This window comes from Brenneria roseae subsp. americana, from assembly GCF_003115815.1.
GTDB classification, from domain to species: domain Bacteria; phylum Pseudomonadota; class Gammaproteobacteria; order Enterobacterales; family Enterobacteriaceae; genus Brenneria; species Brenneria roseae.
Window position 1 is genome coordinate 247,888 of the sequence record NZ_QDKJ01000003.1, and the last position, 16,090, is coordinate 263,977.

General features: G+C 47.6%; 16 protein-coding genes. 3 read left to right on the plus strand and 13 right to left on the minus strand.

Annotation, left to right across the window (positions count from 1 at the left end; translation table 11 throughout):
- Positions 1 to 3 precede the first annotated feature (3 nt).
- The gene (flgB, locus tag B4923_RS05110) at positions 4 to 417 is read right to left on the minus strand and encodes a flagellar basal body rod protein FlgB (RefSeq protein ID WP_109053285.1); all 414 of its coding nucleotides are present in this window, start codon (positions 415 to 417) and stop codon (positions 4 to 6) included.
- A 216-nt stretch (positions 418 to 633) separates the two neighbouring features.
- Here flgB and flgA point away from each other — a divergent pair, with 216 nt between their 5' ends.
- From flgA to B4923_RS05125, 3 genes are all read left to right on the plus strand, one after another.
- Positions 634 to 1,317 carry a flagellar basal body P-ring formation chaperone FlgA gene (gene flgA / locus B4923_RS05115; protein ID WP_109053286.1) on the plus strand — a complete coding sequence of 228 codons (684 nt, stop codon included), beginning with the start codon at positions 634 to 636 and terminating at the stop codon, positions 1,315 to 1,317.
- Between the two features lie 82 nt (positions 1,318 to 1,399).
- Complete coding sequence (flgM, locus tag B4923_RS05120) at positions 1,400 to 1,705, plus strand: flagellar biosynthesis anti-sigma factor FlgM (protein WP_109053287.1); 306 nt, start codon at positions 1,400 to 1,402, stop codon at positions 1,703 to 1,705.
- Positions 1,702 to 2,157 (plus strand): flagella synthesis protein FlgN, encoded by a 456-nt coding sequence (locus tag B4923_RS05125; protein ID WP_109053288.1) that lies wholly within the window; start codon positions 1,702 to 1,704, stop codon positions 2,155 to 2,157. Before flgM ends, B4923_RS05125 begins: the two co-directional genes overlap by 4 nt.
- Before the next feature lie 42 nt (positions 2,158 to 2,199).
- On the opposite strand, the gene B4923_RS05130 is transcribed toward B4923_RS05125, so the two are convergent.
- The 12 genes from B4923_RS05130 to motA all read right to left on the minus strand — a co-directional run bounded on the left by B4923_RS05130 (position 2,200) and on the right by motA (position 15,960).
- Entirely contained in the window at positions 2,200 to 2,613 is a 414-nt protein-coding gene (locus B4923_RS05130; RefSeq protein WP_109053289.1) for a flagellar protein FlhE, read from the minus strand.
- Entirely contained in the window at positions 2,610 to 4,697 is a 2,088-nt protein-coding gene (gene flhA, locus B4923_RS05135) for a flagellar biosynthesis protein FlhA (RefSeq protein WP_109053290.1), read from the minus strand. Before flhA ends, B4923_RS05130 begins: the two co-directional genes overlap by 4 nt.
- Positions 4,690 to 5,841 (minus strand): flagellar biosynthesis protein FlhB, encoded by a 1,152-nt coding sequence (gene flhB / locus B4923_RS05140; RefSeq protein WP_109053291.1) that lies wholly within the window; start codon positions 5,839 to 5,841, stop codon positions 4,690 to 4,692. The genes flhA and flhB overlap by 8 nt, the downstream gene beginning before the upstream one ends.
- A gap of 247 nt (positions 5,842 to 6,088) precedes the next feature.
- Positions 6,089 to 6,739, minus strand: a complete 651-nt coding sequence (cheZ, locus tag B4923_RS05145; protein WP_109053292.1) for a protein phosphatase CheZ — start codon at positions 6,737 to 6,739, stop codon at positions 6,089 to 6,091.
- Positions 6,740 to 6,748: 9 nt separating this feature from the next.
- Positions 6,749 to 7,138: a chemotaxis response regulator CheY gene (gene cheY / locus B4923_RS05150; RefSeq protein WP_109053293.1), complete on the minus strand. Its 390-nt coding sequence runs from the start codon at positions 7,136 to 7,138 to the stop codon at positions 6,749 to 6,751.
- 38 nt (positions 7,139 to 7,176) lie between these two features.
- Positions 7,177 to 8,232 carry a protein-glutamate methylesterase/protein-glutamine glutaminase gene (locus B4923_RS05155; RefSeq protein ID WP_109053294.1) on the minus strand — a complete coding sequence of 352 codons (1,056 nt, stop codon included), beginning with the start codon at positions 8,230 to 8,232 and terminating at the stop codon, positions 7,177 to 7,179.
- The gene (cheR, locus tag B4923_RS05160) at positions 8,232 to 9,104 is read right to left on the minus strand and encodes a protein-glutamate O-methyltransferase CheR (protein WP_109053295.1); all 873 of its coding nucleotides are present in this window, start codon (positions 9,102 to 9,104) and stop codon (positions 8,232 to 8,234) included. Before cheR ends, B4923_RS05155 begins: the two co-directional genes overlap by 1 nt.
- 491 nt (positions 9,105 to 9,595) lie before the next feature.
- Positions 9,596 to 11,287, minus strand: coding sequence for a methyl-accepting chemotaxis protein (locus B4923_RS05165; RefSeq protein WP_109053296.1), 1,692 nt, complete (start codon positions 11,285 to 11,287; stop codon positions 9,596 to 9,598).
- A 137-nt stretch (positions 11,288 to 11,424) separates the two neighbouring features.
- Positions 11,425 to 11,922, minus strand: a complete 498-nt coding sequence (gene cheW, locus B4923_RS05170) for a chemotaxis protein CheW (RefSeq protein WP_109053297.1) — start codon at positions 11,920 to 11,922, stop codon at positions 11,425 to 11,427.
- 40 nt (positions 11,923 to 11,962) lie between these two features.
- Positions 11,963 to 13,984, minus strand: coding sequence for a chemotaxis protein CheA (gene cheA, locus B4923_RS05175; protein ID WP_211313926.1), 2,022 nt, complete (start codon positions 13,982 to 13,984; stop codon positions 11,963 to 11,965).
- Positions 13,985 to 14,023: 39 nt separating this feature from the next.
- Positions 14,024 to 15,076 (minus strand): flagellar motor protein MotB, encoded by a 1,053-nt coding sequence (gene motB / locus B4923_RS05180; protein ID WP_109053299.1) that lies wholly within the window; start codon positions 15,074 to 15,076, stop codon positions 14,024 to 14,026.
- Complete coding sequence (gene motA, locus B4923_RS05185) at positions 15,073 to 15,960, minus strand: flagellar motor stator protein MotA (RefSeq protein WP_109053300.1); 888 nt, start codon at positions 15,958 to 15,960, stop codon at positions 15,073 to 15,075. The genes motB and motA overlap by 4 nt, the downstream gene beginning before the upstream one ends.
- Positions 15,961 to 16,090 lie beyond the last annotated feature (130 nt).

Genomic DNA, 16,090 nt, shown 5'->3' on the forward strand with positions numbered 1-16,090 from the left:
GCGTTATTTATCCTGTAAAACTGCCGTCATACCTTTAATCTGCCCGCCCAAAACGGTCAGGTCGGTTTGATAACGCAGGCTATTATCCGCGAAATTAGTTCGTTCCCGATCCATATCGACCGTATTACCATCCAATGCAGGCTGATCGGGAACCCGATACAACAGGTCCAATGATGGTGGAGACGATGTCTGTGCGGGGATATGTCGGGATGATGTTATTGAGAGAGAAAGCCCTGACCCAGACGCCCTGCCTTGTTCAATGGCTTTGGTTAACTCCGTGGAAAAGTCAATATCGCGCGCCTGATAACCTGGCGTGTCAGCATTGGCGATGTTGGCAGCCAGGATCTCCTGCCGCTGCGCACGTAAATTCAGAGCTTCCTGTTGAAAGCGCAAGGCTGCATCAAGTTTGTCCAGCATCTTTCTAATTTCTCCCCAGGAATATATATCAGCAGACACTATCCAGTGCAGATAGCATAAACGGGATAGAGATAGCCCTATCGTTAGAATAAGCGGGAAATGAATAGCTAATTTTTCGATTGGCCTGGTGAGTGAAAAGGTACACTAGCAGCAATAGAATATATTCCCGGCGACAATGTGCAGCAGATTAAAAAGTTAGATCAATGATGAGGACAGATGATGGGGGGCAATCGACTGGTTTATGTTAACGGCGCTTTAGCTCTACTGACTAGCATGTCGGCCTTTTCCAGTGAGCCATCATCAACGGCGTTATCCTCACAAATAGAAGCATTTATCCGCCAGCAGATTACTATTCCTGTGGAGCATATTGATGTAAGGATAAAAACGCCCGAATCCGGTCTTTCAGACTGCCCGGCTCCACAGTTTGCCCTCCCGTCACGAAATAAAATCTGGGGTAATCTGAGTATTAGAGTCACCTGTGGCGCTGACAAGTATTTCGTGCAGACCAGCGTACAGGTGACGGGAAACTATCTTGTCACCTCGCGTCCGATTGCCCCTAAACATAAAATCAGTGCGGATGATATTACATGGCAGCGAGGAAGGCTCGATACCTTCACCACTATGCCAGTAACCTCTATCGACCAGGTTCTGGGTTCCGTTAGCCAGCGGATGATTGGTGCCGGACAGCCACTTCAGGTAAGAATGTTTCGTCAACCATGGGCGGTCAAATCCGGGCAAACGGTACAGGTCATCGCCAGCGGAGCTGGTTTTAGTATCAGCAGTGAAGGTAAAGTAATGAATAATGCCGTGTTGAATGATAAAGTCAGAGTCAGAATGAATTCTGGTCAGATAGTAAATGGTTCAGTGGAAGCTGACGGTACCGTTAAGGTTGCGTTATAAATAATTAAAGATTCTGCTCAGTTAGCCGATAGTTAGTCATAGCGTTCGTTGCCTGTTTGCCAAAATGACCTGAGAGGACATCATGAGTATCGATAGTACACGCCCGATATCAGGGGTAAAATCTGTTCAAAGTCAGGATACAGAGTTACACCTTCATGCCAAAGGCAAGACCAGTAATACCTCTGCACAAAGTACCGTTACCACAGAAACACAGGTAAATATCAGTAATGCTCAGACGCAACTCACTCAAGCAAGCGAGCATGATATTGATATAGAAAAAGTTGAAAACTTGAAACAGGCGATCCGTAATGGCGAGCTGAAAATTGATGCGGGCAAAATAGCAGATGCACTGATTGCAGAAGCGCAATCAGGAATAGACGGATTATGAGCAAGCCGGCAATGGACATGTTCGATATTTTGAATCATATGCAAGATTCTCTGCGCCAGTTGGATGATATCCTGACGCAAGAACAGCAAGAGTTAAGCGCAGGTCGTGTTAATGCCGCTTTTTTGCATCGTTTAACTGAAAATAAAAATGAACAGCTATCTACTCTCAGTCATTTTGACAAGTTGCGAATTCAAATGGAGCAAACCCTCTCCATTAACGCTCCTTACGATCAGGACGCCAAACTAAACGATGCCTGGCTGGCTATTCAAAGTCAGACCCGCTATCTGAGCCAAAATAATCACCAAAATGGCCTTCTTCTTGAGCAGCATTTGAAACATACGCAAGAGGCTCTCAATTTTCTGGAAAAGAAAAGCCAGCCAACAAACCTCTATGGACCGGATGGTCAGTCTCACCGTCAGGGAAATAAGCTTGGCCGAAAATTTGGCGTTTGAGACTGCGTGATAAATGAGTAAAACAGATTAGCTCCCTCACCCTTAATGCTGTTCTCGATAATTCACCAATACCTGGTAGGTAAGCACGCGTACCGGCGGTTTAATCGCACCTTTCCCCGGCAACATATATAAAAAATAAAGCGGATTATTAGCATCGATCCCTTGTAAAGCCTGAGTACTTCCGCTGCCCCCATCCAAAGGAACACAAAGACCTGGTGTACATAAGGCAACTCTCAGTCCCGGTGGAGGAAACGCCTGCAATTTATAATTCCAATGAATAGACGTCATGATCCGCCCAGGGGGAATAACGCCATGTGGACGCATAACTGGAGATGACGTGGATATCCCTCGCTGACTTATCACTACATTTGAACCGCCGCCATCCCAGCTTCCATCAGCGGCCATACCGGTCTGTACAAACAACATCAACATGAGTACATATAGTTTCTTCGTCATTTTGCGGCACCAATCACCGACGTCATGTGTATCTGGCGATTGTCATTAATTTCCTGATTCGACAAAACGGCCAGTTGCGGCACATTACGACGTAAAAAGCGCGCTAACAACGGGCGCAGGGCGTGATTAACCAATAAAACAGGCGGAGCATTGAGTGCTTCCTGTTGTTGCACCGCCTGCTTTGCCTGTTCCAGTACCCGGTCAGCCAAACCGGGCTCCAGTCCACCACCATTTTGCAACGCTTGCAGCAATATTTTTTCCAGACCAAAATCCAGGCCTATCACCTGTATTTCATCCTGCCCCGGGAACCATTGCTGGGTAATCGCCCGCCCTAAGGCAACACGAACAACCACCGTCAGCTCATTTGGATCTTTTTGTATCACCGCATGTTCTGATATGGTTTCGATAATTGTTCGCATGTCTTTAATCGACACCCGTTCAGCCAGCAAATTCTGCAATACCTTATGCAATACAGTAAGCGTGACGACACCAGGAATGAAATCCTCTGTCAGCTTTGGCATCTCTTTGCTAACCCGCTCCATCAACAGCATGGCTTCCTGCCGACCAAACAAGTCACTGGCATGTACTGTAATCAAGTGATTAAGATGTGTGGCCACCACGGTGCTTGCCTCAACCACGGTGAATCCCTGAGCCTGAGCCTGCTCTTTCAATGCACTTTCGATCCACACGGCGGGCAGACCAAAAGCCGGATCCTGAGTCACATCCCCAGGTAGTTTTCCAATTGCATTACCTGGATTAATTGCCATCCACCGACCTGGGTGCGATTCTCCTTGCCCGATTTCAACACCGTTCATCAGAATACGATATGCTGCCGGCTGTAACTCCAAATTATCTCGGATATGTATAACGGGTGGTAAGTACCCCATTTCCTGAGCGAACTTCTTACGAATACTTCGGATCCTGCCCAACAGTTCACCGTTTTGCTGAGAATCAACCATGGGAATCAACCGATATCCTACTTCCATCCCCAAAGGGTCTTCCAACTGAACATCTGCCCAACTGGCCTCAACGATCGGCTGGTTTTCTTTGACCATAGGTTCTGCGGCGCCGCCAGAAGACGTGTCCGCAGCGACTTCTCCTCTCATCCACCAGGCCAGCGCCAACAGTGCGGTGGTAAACAACAGAAATACAAAATTGGGCATACCCGGTACCAGACCAATCAAGCCCAACACCGCAGCACTCAAGATCATCACTCGGGGATTATTAAACAGTTGGGTAACCATCTGCTGGCCAACATCTTGATCGGTACTGACCCGCGTCACAATGACACCAGCCGCCGTCGAGATCACCAGAGCAGGGATCTGCGCGACCAAACCGTCACCAATGGTCAACAGCGTATAGCTCTCAGCCGCCTGGGACAGTGGCATATCATGCTGGAGCATCCCGACCATCAATCCGCCAACAATGTTGATGACCATAATTACCAGTCCGGCAATAGCATCACCGCGCACAAATTTACTGGCGCCGTCCATTGAGCCGTAAAAATCCGCTTCCTGGGTAACCTCTGACCGGCGTTTTTTCGCTTCAGCCTCACCGATTAGCCCGGCATTCAGATCGGCGTCAATCGCCATCTGTTTACCCGGCATCCCGTCCAGTACAAATCGCGCCCCCACTTCTGCAATACGACCTGCACCTTTGGTAATAACCATAAAGTTGATCAGAACCAGGATGATGAATACCACAATACCAATGGCAAAATTACCGCCTACCAGAAAGTGCCCAAATGACTCGACCACTTTACCGGCAGCAGCCGTCCCGGTGTGCCCTTCCAGCAAAATAATACGCGTAGAGGCCACATTCAGCGATAGACGCAACAAAGTGGAAAATAGCAGGATGGTTGGGAACGCGGCAAATTCCAACGTACGCTGGGTAAACATCGCCACCAGCAATACCATAATCGATAGGGCAATATTGAAAGTAAACAACAGATCCAGAATAAAGGGTGGAAGTGGCAATACCATCATCGACAAAATGAGCAGGATTAATATAGGTCCCGCCAAGATTTGCCACTGTGTACTTTTGAAATTACTGGGTAAACGCAGCAATGCGGCCAGATTAGCCATCAGTATCGTTCTCTCTTGCAAAGTCCAGGGCGTCTGGCACAGGTAAATGTTCAGGTTTTCGCGGTATTAAGCCACCCTCGCGCCGCCAGCGACGAAGCTGGTAGACCCACGCCAGCACCTCAGCAACAGCAGCATATAAGTCGGCAGGAATATGCTTGCCTACTTCGGAATATCGATATAGCGCCCGCGCCAATGGCGGAGCCTCAAGCACGGGAACCCGGTGTTCCGCCGCGATTTCACGGATACGCAAAGCAATTTCGCCCGCGCCTTTTGCCAACACTTTGGGCGCATTCATTTTCTTTTCATCGTATTTCAGCGCCACTGCATAATGCGTCGGGTTGGTGACAATGACATCAGCTTTAGGCACATCGGACATCATGCGACGCTGAGCCATAGCCCGCTGTTGCTGACGAATTCGCCCTTTTACATGCGGATCACCCTCATGTTCTTTATGCTCATCACGTATTTCCTGCTTTGTCATACGTAATTTCTTGATATGACTCCAGATTTGCCAGAACACATCAAATGTCACCATGGGGATGAGCCCCATCAGGATAAACAATCCGCACACGCTAATCAGATTAAGCGCATCCCCCAGTGCCGTCACCGGTGGTTCGCTAATCAAGTGCAACAGTTGCGGCCAGTTATGCCAGAGAAACCAACCGGTTATCCCCCCCACCATGGATGATTTCAATATCCCTTTGAACAATTCCGCCAGCGCCTGACTGGAAAAAATCCGCTTCAGCCCTGTTAGCGGGTTCAGTTTCGTCAAATCAAACTTAAACGATTTGGTACTGAACAAAAGCCCGCCAAGCAGCGTGGGGGCAGTCAACGCGACCAATACAGCTCCACACATAATCGGCAACAATGCAATCACCGCATGTTTGAGCAATCGGCCAATCTGTCGCAGCATCTGTTTATCATCATTGATGATAGAGTGATTAAAATACAAACCATCTGCAATCATCGCCGCCAGTTTCCTGGCCATCGCCTCTCCGCCCATCCATAATATTGTCAACCCTATGACCAACATCAGAATAGAAGTTAATTCACGAGAACGGGGGATCTGGCCTTCTTCACGCGCCTTCTCCTCTTTATGGGGAGTGGGGGATTCTGTTTTTTCCAGATCGCTATCTTCAGCCACCGCGGCGTTCCTGTCGTTACTGCTTGTTGGGATAGGGATTTGCTGCCTAGCATGACAAATATGGAAAAACTTTATGGCAGGAACAACGGGGGAAACTTACGTTTCTTTGAAGGATAGTCGATCGGCAAGCAGAAGAAAAAAACGGTTTAGCTATCTACAGCCTGATACAACAGCCATAAATAGCTAAAGAATGACCATTTGATGAATCGCCAACGACATCGTCATTATCGCGATACATATAGCGTTGTCAGAATCCCAGGCTATCTAGCAAGTCATCCACCTGATCCTGACTGGACACAACACCTGCCGCAGTTTTATCAACCTGAGGGCCATTTAACAATCCCTCGTTGGCACGTTTAGGCGTATCAGGTTTTTCAGGCATATTTTCCAACAGTACCATCAGCAACTGTTTTTCAATTTCCTGAATAACATCCATCATGCGCTTGATGACCTGACCAGTAAGATCCTGGAAATCTTGGGCCATCATAATTTCCAGCAGCTGCGCGTTGGTAAACGAAGTATGCTGTGGCACATTTTCGAGGTAACTGCGCGTATCTGTCACCAGTTCACGGGCGTCCGCCAGTTCAATAGGGTTTTCAAACCATTGGTCCCAGCGTACTTTCAACGATTTAGCGTCAGCTTCCAACTGATTCTGACGAGGTTGCGCCGCTTCAACACAACTTAGCGCTCTTTCTGCGGCCTGGGCAGTCATTTGCACGACATAGTCAAGGCGATCGCGAGCATCAGGAATAGCTTCTGCGGCCTCTGCAATCGCATTATCCAGCCCTAACTCGCGCAGGCTGTCACGCAGCATGCGGGTTAACTGACCAATACGAGAAATAATCTCAGTTGCCGAAGCTGTGTCGCTGACAGACGGCATCGGGTGCGAATGTGGCATAAGATCCCCTTACATACCCAGTTTTTCGAAAATCTTACTCAGCTTCTCTTCCAGGGTAGCAGCAGTAAATGGTTTAACTACGTAGCCACTAGCACCAGCCTGTGCTGCAGCAATAATGTTTTCTTTCTTCGCTTCAGCGGTTACCATCAATACAGGGAGCTTTGAGAGCGAGCCGTCTGCACGGATAGTCTGCAGCAATTCCAAACCATCCATATTGGGCATATTCCAGTCAGAAATGACGAAATCGAAAGCACCAGCGCGAAGTTTATTCAGCGCATCAGCTCCATCTTCTGCCTCTTCTACGTTATTAAAGCCCAGTTCCTTCAGTAGGTTACGAACAATTCGACGCATTGTCGAAAAATCATCCACTACTAAAAATCTGAGTTCTTTGTCGGCCATACCTACTCCTAAAATATTAATTGCTCACCGAGAGCTGCTTATATACGTAATGCCTGTCCGGCAGAGATTTGTGCCAGCATTCGCTGACTGACCTGGTGCAAATCCACCACTTCGTCGACGCCCCCCATCGCGATAGCCTCGCGCGGCATACCAAACACCACACAGCTCGCTTCGTTTTGCGCCATGGTATAAGCGCCGGCCTGATGAAGCTCCAACATACCGGCTGCTCCGTCATTTCCCATACCTGTAAGGATAACGCCTACAGCATTGCGTCCGGCAAATTGCGCAACCGAACGAAATAACACATCAACCGAGGGACGGTGGCGGTTAACTGGCGGACCATCATTCAAACGCACTTGATAGTTTGCACCACTGCGCGCCAACTCAAGATGACGTGCGCCGGGAGCAATATAGGCATGACCCGGTAATACACGCTCCCCATCTTCAGCTTCTTTCACTGTAATCTGACACAACTTATTCAGTCGCTCAGCAAAAGATTTGGTAAATCCTGGTGGCATATGCTGAGTAATCAGTAAAGCCGGGCTTGTCGGTGGCAAAGGTTGCAGAACATGACGTATCGCCTCCGTTCCGCCCGTCGAGGCGCCAATTGCAATCAATTTTTCACTACTCAGCAACGGCATATGCTGGATGATTTTTGTTGGTTCTTCTGTCATCGAACTACGCTGAGGCAAACGGGCTTTTGCAGCCATACGTATCTTTTCAGCAATCAGTTCACTGTAAGCCAGCATGCCTTCACGAATACCTAATTGCGGTTTTGTAACGAAATCGATGGCTCCCAACTCCAAAGCACGCAGTGTAATTTCAGAGCCTTTCCCCGTCAGAGAAGACACCATCACAACCGGCATTGGGCGTAAACGCATTAATTTCTCTAAAAAATCCAACCCGTCCATACGTGGCATTTCGACATCTAACGTCAAGACCTGAGGATTAAATTTTTTAATCAAATCGCGGGCAACTAATGGATCTGGCGCAGTTGCAACCACTTCCATATCTGGATGGCTATTAATTATTTCAGTCATGATCTGACGCATAAGGGCAGAATCATCGACACATAATACTTTAATCTTACTCATTATCTTTCCTTCGCCAGCCCATAAACCGTTTGCCCACGCAAATAAAACTCCCGACTGATCTGGCTGAAATTCTCTGAATGCCCGGCAAATAACAACCCGCCCGGTTTAAGCATCGGAACAAATCGGCGTAAAATGCGCTCCTGCGTCTCTTTATCGAAATAAATCATCACATTACGACAAAAAATTGCATCAAACGGTCCTGGTATCGACCATTCCGGCGCCAGCAGATTTAATTGCTGAAAATGTACCATTGACGCCAGTTCCGGACGAACGCGGACAAGCCCACTATGCGGGCCTGTACCACGTAAAAAAAACCGTTGTAATTGCTGGGGAGAAAGAGAGCGCAGTTCTTCCTGACGGTATATGCCAGCAGTCGCTTTCTCCAATACCTGAGTATCAATATCGCTCGCCCAAACCTGACACCCACTGACTCTATTCCCAAGGACTTCCGCAAGCGTCATCGCCAGAGAATAGGGCTCTTCCCCTGTCGATGCCGCAGTACTCCAGATGGTGTAACCATTAGGACGTTTACGGGCATGTTCGGCCAAAATGGGAAAATGGTGGGCTTCCCGAAAAAAAGCGGTCAGGTTGGTGGTTAACGCATTGATAAATGCCTGCCACTCAGCACTGTTTGGATCGGATTCAAGTAATGCCAGATATTGACCGAAATCGTTTATTCCGAGCAAACGCAAACGCCTGACCAAGCGATTGTAAACCATTTCTCTTTTATGATCGGCCAGTACAATACCGGCTCGTTGATATATTAATTGGCTGATCCGTCGGAAATGAGCATCCGACAGCGGCAACCGATCAACCATCTGCGTCAGGATAGAGGCAGATTCAGGGCGATTTTGCGATGGTGTACTTTTCATATCAAACCGCTCGAATATCGATTTTTGCTATGTTTTTTTCCAATCTGAACATTCCCTTACAGCTGTTGCAGGTTTTCTTTAATTGTCATTTGTCAGACAACCCTCTCTTGCTGGTTCAAGATTAAGCATCCAACATTGTATTGGTAAACATTTCTCTTAATTTATCAAAATGCTGAAGTTAAAAAACAGAAAATATCCGTTTACCAAAACCGCATTGCCGGGTGAGGCACTCAAAGTGAGTGACAACATGTTCAGACAGCCCTCAACACTGAACGCCGGACTACCTCAGTGAGGGTTGTATAAATTTCACCCATAATATCTGTAATCTGTGCTGCAAACAGAAATCTCATTTGTCGTTCTATCTGCAGATTCAACACATACCAAAGACATTTTGGTACTGCCCATCAGAATAAATCTCCGTTTCTGATGAGCAGTATGACCACGCGTTCTTTTAATCCAAAGCGTTACGTACTTGCCCTGGCGCTATCTAATTAGAATGTTTCCCAATTTTCAGTAGAGGAACTTTCTTTCGATTTTTTACCCGCCGGAGCAGAGGACGCTAACAGGACAGGTTTCTGCGTATTCGCTGTCGATGCCGCTGCGCCTCTATTATATGTACCAGAATCATCAGAGAGACGGAATACAGCCACTGCTTGATTCAGGATACGCACCTGCTCTTCCAGAGCGACTGCTGCTGATGCGGACTCTTCAACCAACGCAGAGTTCTGTTGGGTCACCCGATCCATTTCAGTTATAGCCTGGCCAACCTGATCAATTCCCTTACTTTGCTCATCGGAAGCTGACGCAATCTCTCCCATGATGTCGGTGACGCGGGTTACAGCACTGACGATTTCGCCCATCGTCTCCCCGGCGCTTTCAACCAGTACAGATCCTTCATCGACCCGGCTGACAGAATCTTCAATTAAACTTTTAATTTCTTTTGCAGCCTGAGCACTACGTTGTGCCAAATTACGAACTTCGCCAGCAACAACCGCAAAACCACGACCTTGCTCCCCTGCTCTCGCCGCTTCAACCGCAGCGTTCAGCGCCAGGATATTGGTCTGAAAAGCAATGCCATCAATCACACTAGTGATATCGGCAATTTTTTGTGAACTTCCAGCAATATTGTGCATGGTTTTCACAACATTATCGACAACCTTACCGCCTCGCTGTGCTGTTTCAGAGGCACTTAACGCTAACTGGCTGGCCTGACGAGCATTTTCCGCATTCTGTTTCACTGTGGCGGTCAGCTGTTCCATACTGGCAGCGGTTTCTTCCAATGCTGCCGCCTGTTGCTCTGTACGGGAAGAAAGATCGTTATTTCCGGCACTGATTTCCGTTGCTCCAGTATAGATAGCGTCCGACCCTTGCCGAACAGCGCTTACCGTAGTGATAAATTCAGTTTGCATATGCCGAATACTATCCGCCAGGATGCCCATTTCATTACTGCTGCGAAAATGGATCGTTTTCGTGAGGTCACCCTTAGCAATATGACGAATGTGATTCACAATATTATTTAGCGGGCTAATTAATATTTGTTGAATACCAAACCAGGCAGCCAGGACCAGTGCAAAAACAATAACGATTATCGTTCCCAGAACCCACAGCGCCGAGTCATAGGCGGCATCATTTTTAGCAACTTCAGTTTTATACAGATTATCGCTATCCGCTTTATAAGCGTAATACGCCTTTTCAAAGTTATCCTGAAAACCCTGAGTAGGTTGATCGATAAATTTCTTTAGTTCTCCAGCATTTAAGAACGATATCAATTCCGCTAACGCGGCGTTCAAAGCGGCGTAATTTTCTTTTACCGCATTAGCCACATTGGCATCCTGCTGGCTGTGAAGTGGTATTCCTTCGTATTTGGAAAAATATTCATTTGCAACCGCAAGCTGCTTTGTCGCTGAAGACAAGAGCTCCATTCCAGAGACCCCGGTGCCCGCGCCACTTGAATCCAATGCGAAACGACTACCAGCCCGGTTAAGGGTATTACGTGTTTGTAGCAAATATGACCACGTAGAATCCAATTCAGATTTCTTCTGGTTAATAACCCGAATTGAGCTAAAAACATCTTTATCATTCTTTAACGCATTAAAAAATAAACCACCTGAAATAAGTTGGAGAGAACCAAATAACACTAATACAAGCATCAAACCTGTAACAACTTTTATACGATTAAACATATCGCGCCTTTTGTGCAGACTAACCACCGAAAATATCGGCATTAATTTTGGATATCTTTATGAATTGAAGAACAATGCAGATACTAGAGATAGGCGTTGAGCCACATCAGTGGCCCAACGAAACCTGCAAACAACAATCAGACTTTCATGACACTATCGACTAATGCCATTTCTTCACTGCTGAGCAGTTTTTCAATATCAACCAGAATCAACATTCTTTCACCCAGGGAGCCTAATCCTGTCAGGTACTCGGTTGACAAGGTAACCGCAAACTCAGGTGCCGGACGAATCTGGTCGGCAGTCAGTGAAAGAACGTCGGATACGCCATCCACAACGATACCAACAACACGCTGTCCAAGATTCAGTACGATGACAACCGTATTGTCATCATAATCAACTTCCTGTTGAGCAAATTTAATGCGCAAATCAACGATGGGGACAATTACACCGCGCAGGTTCGTTACGCCTTTGATAAAAGTAGGTGTATTAGCAATACGAGTTACCTGGTCGTAGCCACGGATTTCCTGTACTTTTAAAATATCGACACCGTATTCTTCGTCACCCAGTGTAAAAATTAAGAACTCCTGTCCTACAGTTTCACCGGCTAGTTTCGTGACGTTTGCAAGTCCAGTCATGTTTTTCACCCTTTAATCAATCAACGATCTGTTTTTGTTGTTAAGCAGCAGTTTCAACCACACGCTTTTCTCGATTAAGCGCCTGCAACGCTGAAACATCCACAATCAGCGCAACACTACCGTCACCCAAAATGGTAGCGGCTGAAACACCTGGCACCTTGCGATAATTACTTTCTAAATTTTTGACAACAACCTGATGCTGTCCAATCAATTGATCCACCAATAGGGCGTAACGGCGGCCAGCACTTTGTAAAATAACAACGATACCCTGAGTTGCATCGGTTTTAGCGCCGTCCACATCAAAAATGTGATACAACTCAACCAATGGTAAATACTCACCACGCACCTGCAATACACGCTCACCGCCAGCCAATGGATACAAGTCTTCTGCCTGCGGCTGTAATGATTCCATGACAGCATTGAGTGGCAGAATAAACACTTCGTTATTCACCTTGACAGACATACCATCAAGGATAGCCAGCGTCAGTGGTAACAGAATCCGAATGGTTGTTCCTTTACCAGCCTGGAAATGAATCTCAACGTGCCCCCCCATTTCCTGGATATTACGTTTCACCACATCCATACCAACGCCACGACCGGAAACATCCGTCACTTTTTCTGCCGTTGAGAAGCCTGGTGCAAAAATCAACATGCCAACTTCTTCGTCAGATATGTTATCACTTACTGCAAGCCCTTGAGAGAGCGCCTTGGCTAAAATCTTTTCGCGATTAAGGCCTGCACCGTCATCCACAACTTCGATACAGATATTTCCGCCCTGATGTTCAGCTGACAATATCAAATTACCTACCGCTGACTTCCCTGCTGCAATTCGTTTTTCAGGCGATTCGATACCGTGATCCAGACTATTACGAACCAAATGAGTAAGGGGATCAATAATACGCTCGATCAGACTCTTATCCAGCTCAGTTGAGCTTCCTGACAGCGTCAATTCCACCTGCTTGTCTAACTTGGCGGCAAGATCTCGAACCAGACGCGGGAATCGGCTGAACACATATTCCATTGGCATCATACGAATAGACATCACCGACTCTTGCAGGTCACGGGCATTACGTTCCAGCTGTCCCATGCTATTCAGCAAGTCGCCATGCGCAACAGGATCAAGTTCACTTGAACGCTGCGCCAACATAGACTGGGTAATAACCAGTTCGCCAACCAGGTTGATTAACTGATCAACCTTTTCTACCGCGACGCGAATACTGGTATCACCCGCTTTAGTTCTATTTTTGGCAGCCTCTGGATGAGCCTTAGGCGCAGCGGTGGGAACAGCACTCAGCGTTGCCGCGGGCGCAGCAACCTCCTCCGCCACGGGGACTTCAGGCTTAGGTGAAACGTCAGCAGCGAGGGCAGCAGGTTTATCTGCAGGAACGGGATGAAAATTGATCTGCTCTGGTTCCAGCACAAAGCACAGCACCGCGCTGATATCATCCTCGCTTTCAGAGGTTACCAAGGTAACTTCGATGCTGGTATCCGTCTGATGGGGATCTTTCACCGTTCCCAGGTTACCGAGCTCTTCCAGCATCTGAGGAATTTCCTGAGGCTTCAGTCCGGTAAGTTCAATTCGTAACTCACCTTTTTCTGCGGGCGCCACTGGCATACTGGACAACGCGGCGTCCTGCTCATGTGCTGTTGCAGACTGGCCTTGAGCCGCATTGCTTTCAGCCTGGGACTCTAATGCCAGTTGGCGCAGAGCCTGACAGATGTACTCAAAGCTCTCGGCATTGGGTTCCTGTGCGGTTTTATAAGCGTCCAACTGATCCTGCATAATGTCTTTTGTTTCCAGAAACAGGTTAATGATATCAGTGCTAAGGCGCATTTCACCGCGCCGGGCACCATCTAGTAGGTTTTCTAAAAGATGCGTGGTTTCCTGTAATACGGTAAAGCCAAACGTCCCTGCGCCCCCTTTTATTGAGTGAGCAGCCCGGAAGATAGCATTCATTTGTTCCGTATCTGGTGCCTGGGGGTCCAACAGCAATAGGTGCTGTTCCATATCCGCCAGTAATTCATCTGCTTCATCAAAGAATGTTTGATAGAAAGCGCTCATATCCATGCTCACGTGGTCACCTCTACTGTGAATCGCGGCTTATTGAGAAGGCGTCGCCTGACTGTCCGGCGCAGCAGGCAACGCGGTAGTCGGCTGTTGACGCTCTGGAGCAGGAACTCCGTTACCAGGTTGCGGAGAAGTTTCACCACTTCCATCCATATTATTACTACTATTGTCGGCAGGCTGAGTGGTAGGTTTAGGATTTTCCAACTCCATATTTTGTAAATTGTCAGCTTTGTCTACATTTATTGCATCACTTTCAGCGTTTTCATGTTCAATATCCCGCTGCGCCTGCCTGTTCAGCACTAACAAACTGATACGACGATTAATGGCATCATTACCACCGCTCGCCTGCTTCAGACCCATCGTCGCGGCCATACCGACAACCCGAAGCACTTTACCTTCAGACAGACCGCCAGTAATTAACTCTCTGCGCGAAGCGTTAGCGCGATCGGCTGACAATTCCCAGTTGCTGTAACCACGCTCACCGCTTGCATATTGAACATCATCGGTATGACCTGAAATACTCAGCTTGTTGGGAATATCATTCAAAATAGGTGCGATAGCACGCAAGATATCTCTCATGTAAGGTTCTACCTGCGCACTCCCGGTCTTAAACATCGGGCGATTCTGGCTATCAATAATCTGTATACGCAACCCTTCATCAACCATTTCGATCAACAGATGTGGGCGCAGGGCACGTAATCTCGGATCAGCCTCAATAAGCTGGTCTAATCTTTCCCGCAGCCTGTTCAAACGGATCTCGTCTAATCTTCCCTCTAGCGTATCCATCTTAATTGTCTTTTTAACTTCACCTTCCTGCTGGGTTGGATCATTTCCCCCGCCGGGAATCGGGCTTGAGCTTTCACTCACTTTAGACCCCGAAGTCAGCGCAACTTTTAATGGCGTACGAAAATATTCGGCAATCTGCGCTAATTGCATCGGTGAAGAAATGGCAATCAGCCACATTACCAAAAACAAGGCCATCATGGCGGTCATGAAGTCAGCATATGCGATCTTCCAGGAGCCGCCGTGGTGGGCGCCATGCCCGGACTTACGCTTTTTGCGAATAATCGGATGCTGATGTTTCATGCGTCACTGTCCGACGCCTGTTGAGCCGGTGATTTCACTCGGCGAATATGCTCTTCCAGTTCGATAAAGGAAGGACGTTCCGTGGAATATAAAGTTTTGCGACCAAACTCGACCGCAATTTGCGGCGCATAACCGTTCAGGCTGGAAAGCAGCGTGACTTTCACACATTGCAAAACTTTTATTTTTTCTGCGTTTTTCTGACGCAACAACGTCGCCAAAGGTGAAACAAACCCGTATGCCAATAAGATCCCAAGGAATGTCCCAACCATTGCATGGGCAATCATCATCCCCAATTCCGCAGCTGGTCGATCGACATACGCCAGTGAGTGCACAACCCCCATAACCGCAGCAACGATACCGAAAGCGGGAAGCGCATCACCCACCATAGCGAGACTATTGGCCGGCACGTCACTTTCATGCTCCACGGTTTCAATCTCTTCATCCATCAGCGTTTCGATTTCGAATGCATTCATATTACCACTCACCATCAGGCGCAGGTAATCTGTAATGAATTCAATGATATTATTGTCGGCCAGAATGCGCGGATAGCCTGAGAAAATTTCACTTTCACGGGGATTATCGATATCAAACTCCAAAGAGAGCATCCCCTGTTGACGGGACTTGGCCATCAAACGAAAAAGCAACGCCATCAGATCCATGTACAGCGCTTTATTGTATTTGGAGCCCCTTATCAGAACCGGCAAGGCTTTCATCGTTGCTTTTATCGCTTTACCATTATTACCAACGATAAAGGCTCCCAAGGCTGCTCCCGCGATAATCAACACTTCCGCAGGTTGATAAAGCGCACCCAAGGCCCCACCGACCATGAGATAACCGCCAAGTATCGAGCCCACTGTCACAAGATAACCCAATATAACCAGCACAAGAATTCCTTATAATAAAAAAGGTGGGCGGAAGGTGAGTAAAAGCGCAGTGTACGTAGCCAGGAATTACTTGAGGAAAAATCTATCACTGCCCTTAATAACAAACAGTGATAGATTCACAAATCGCTAC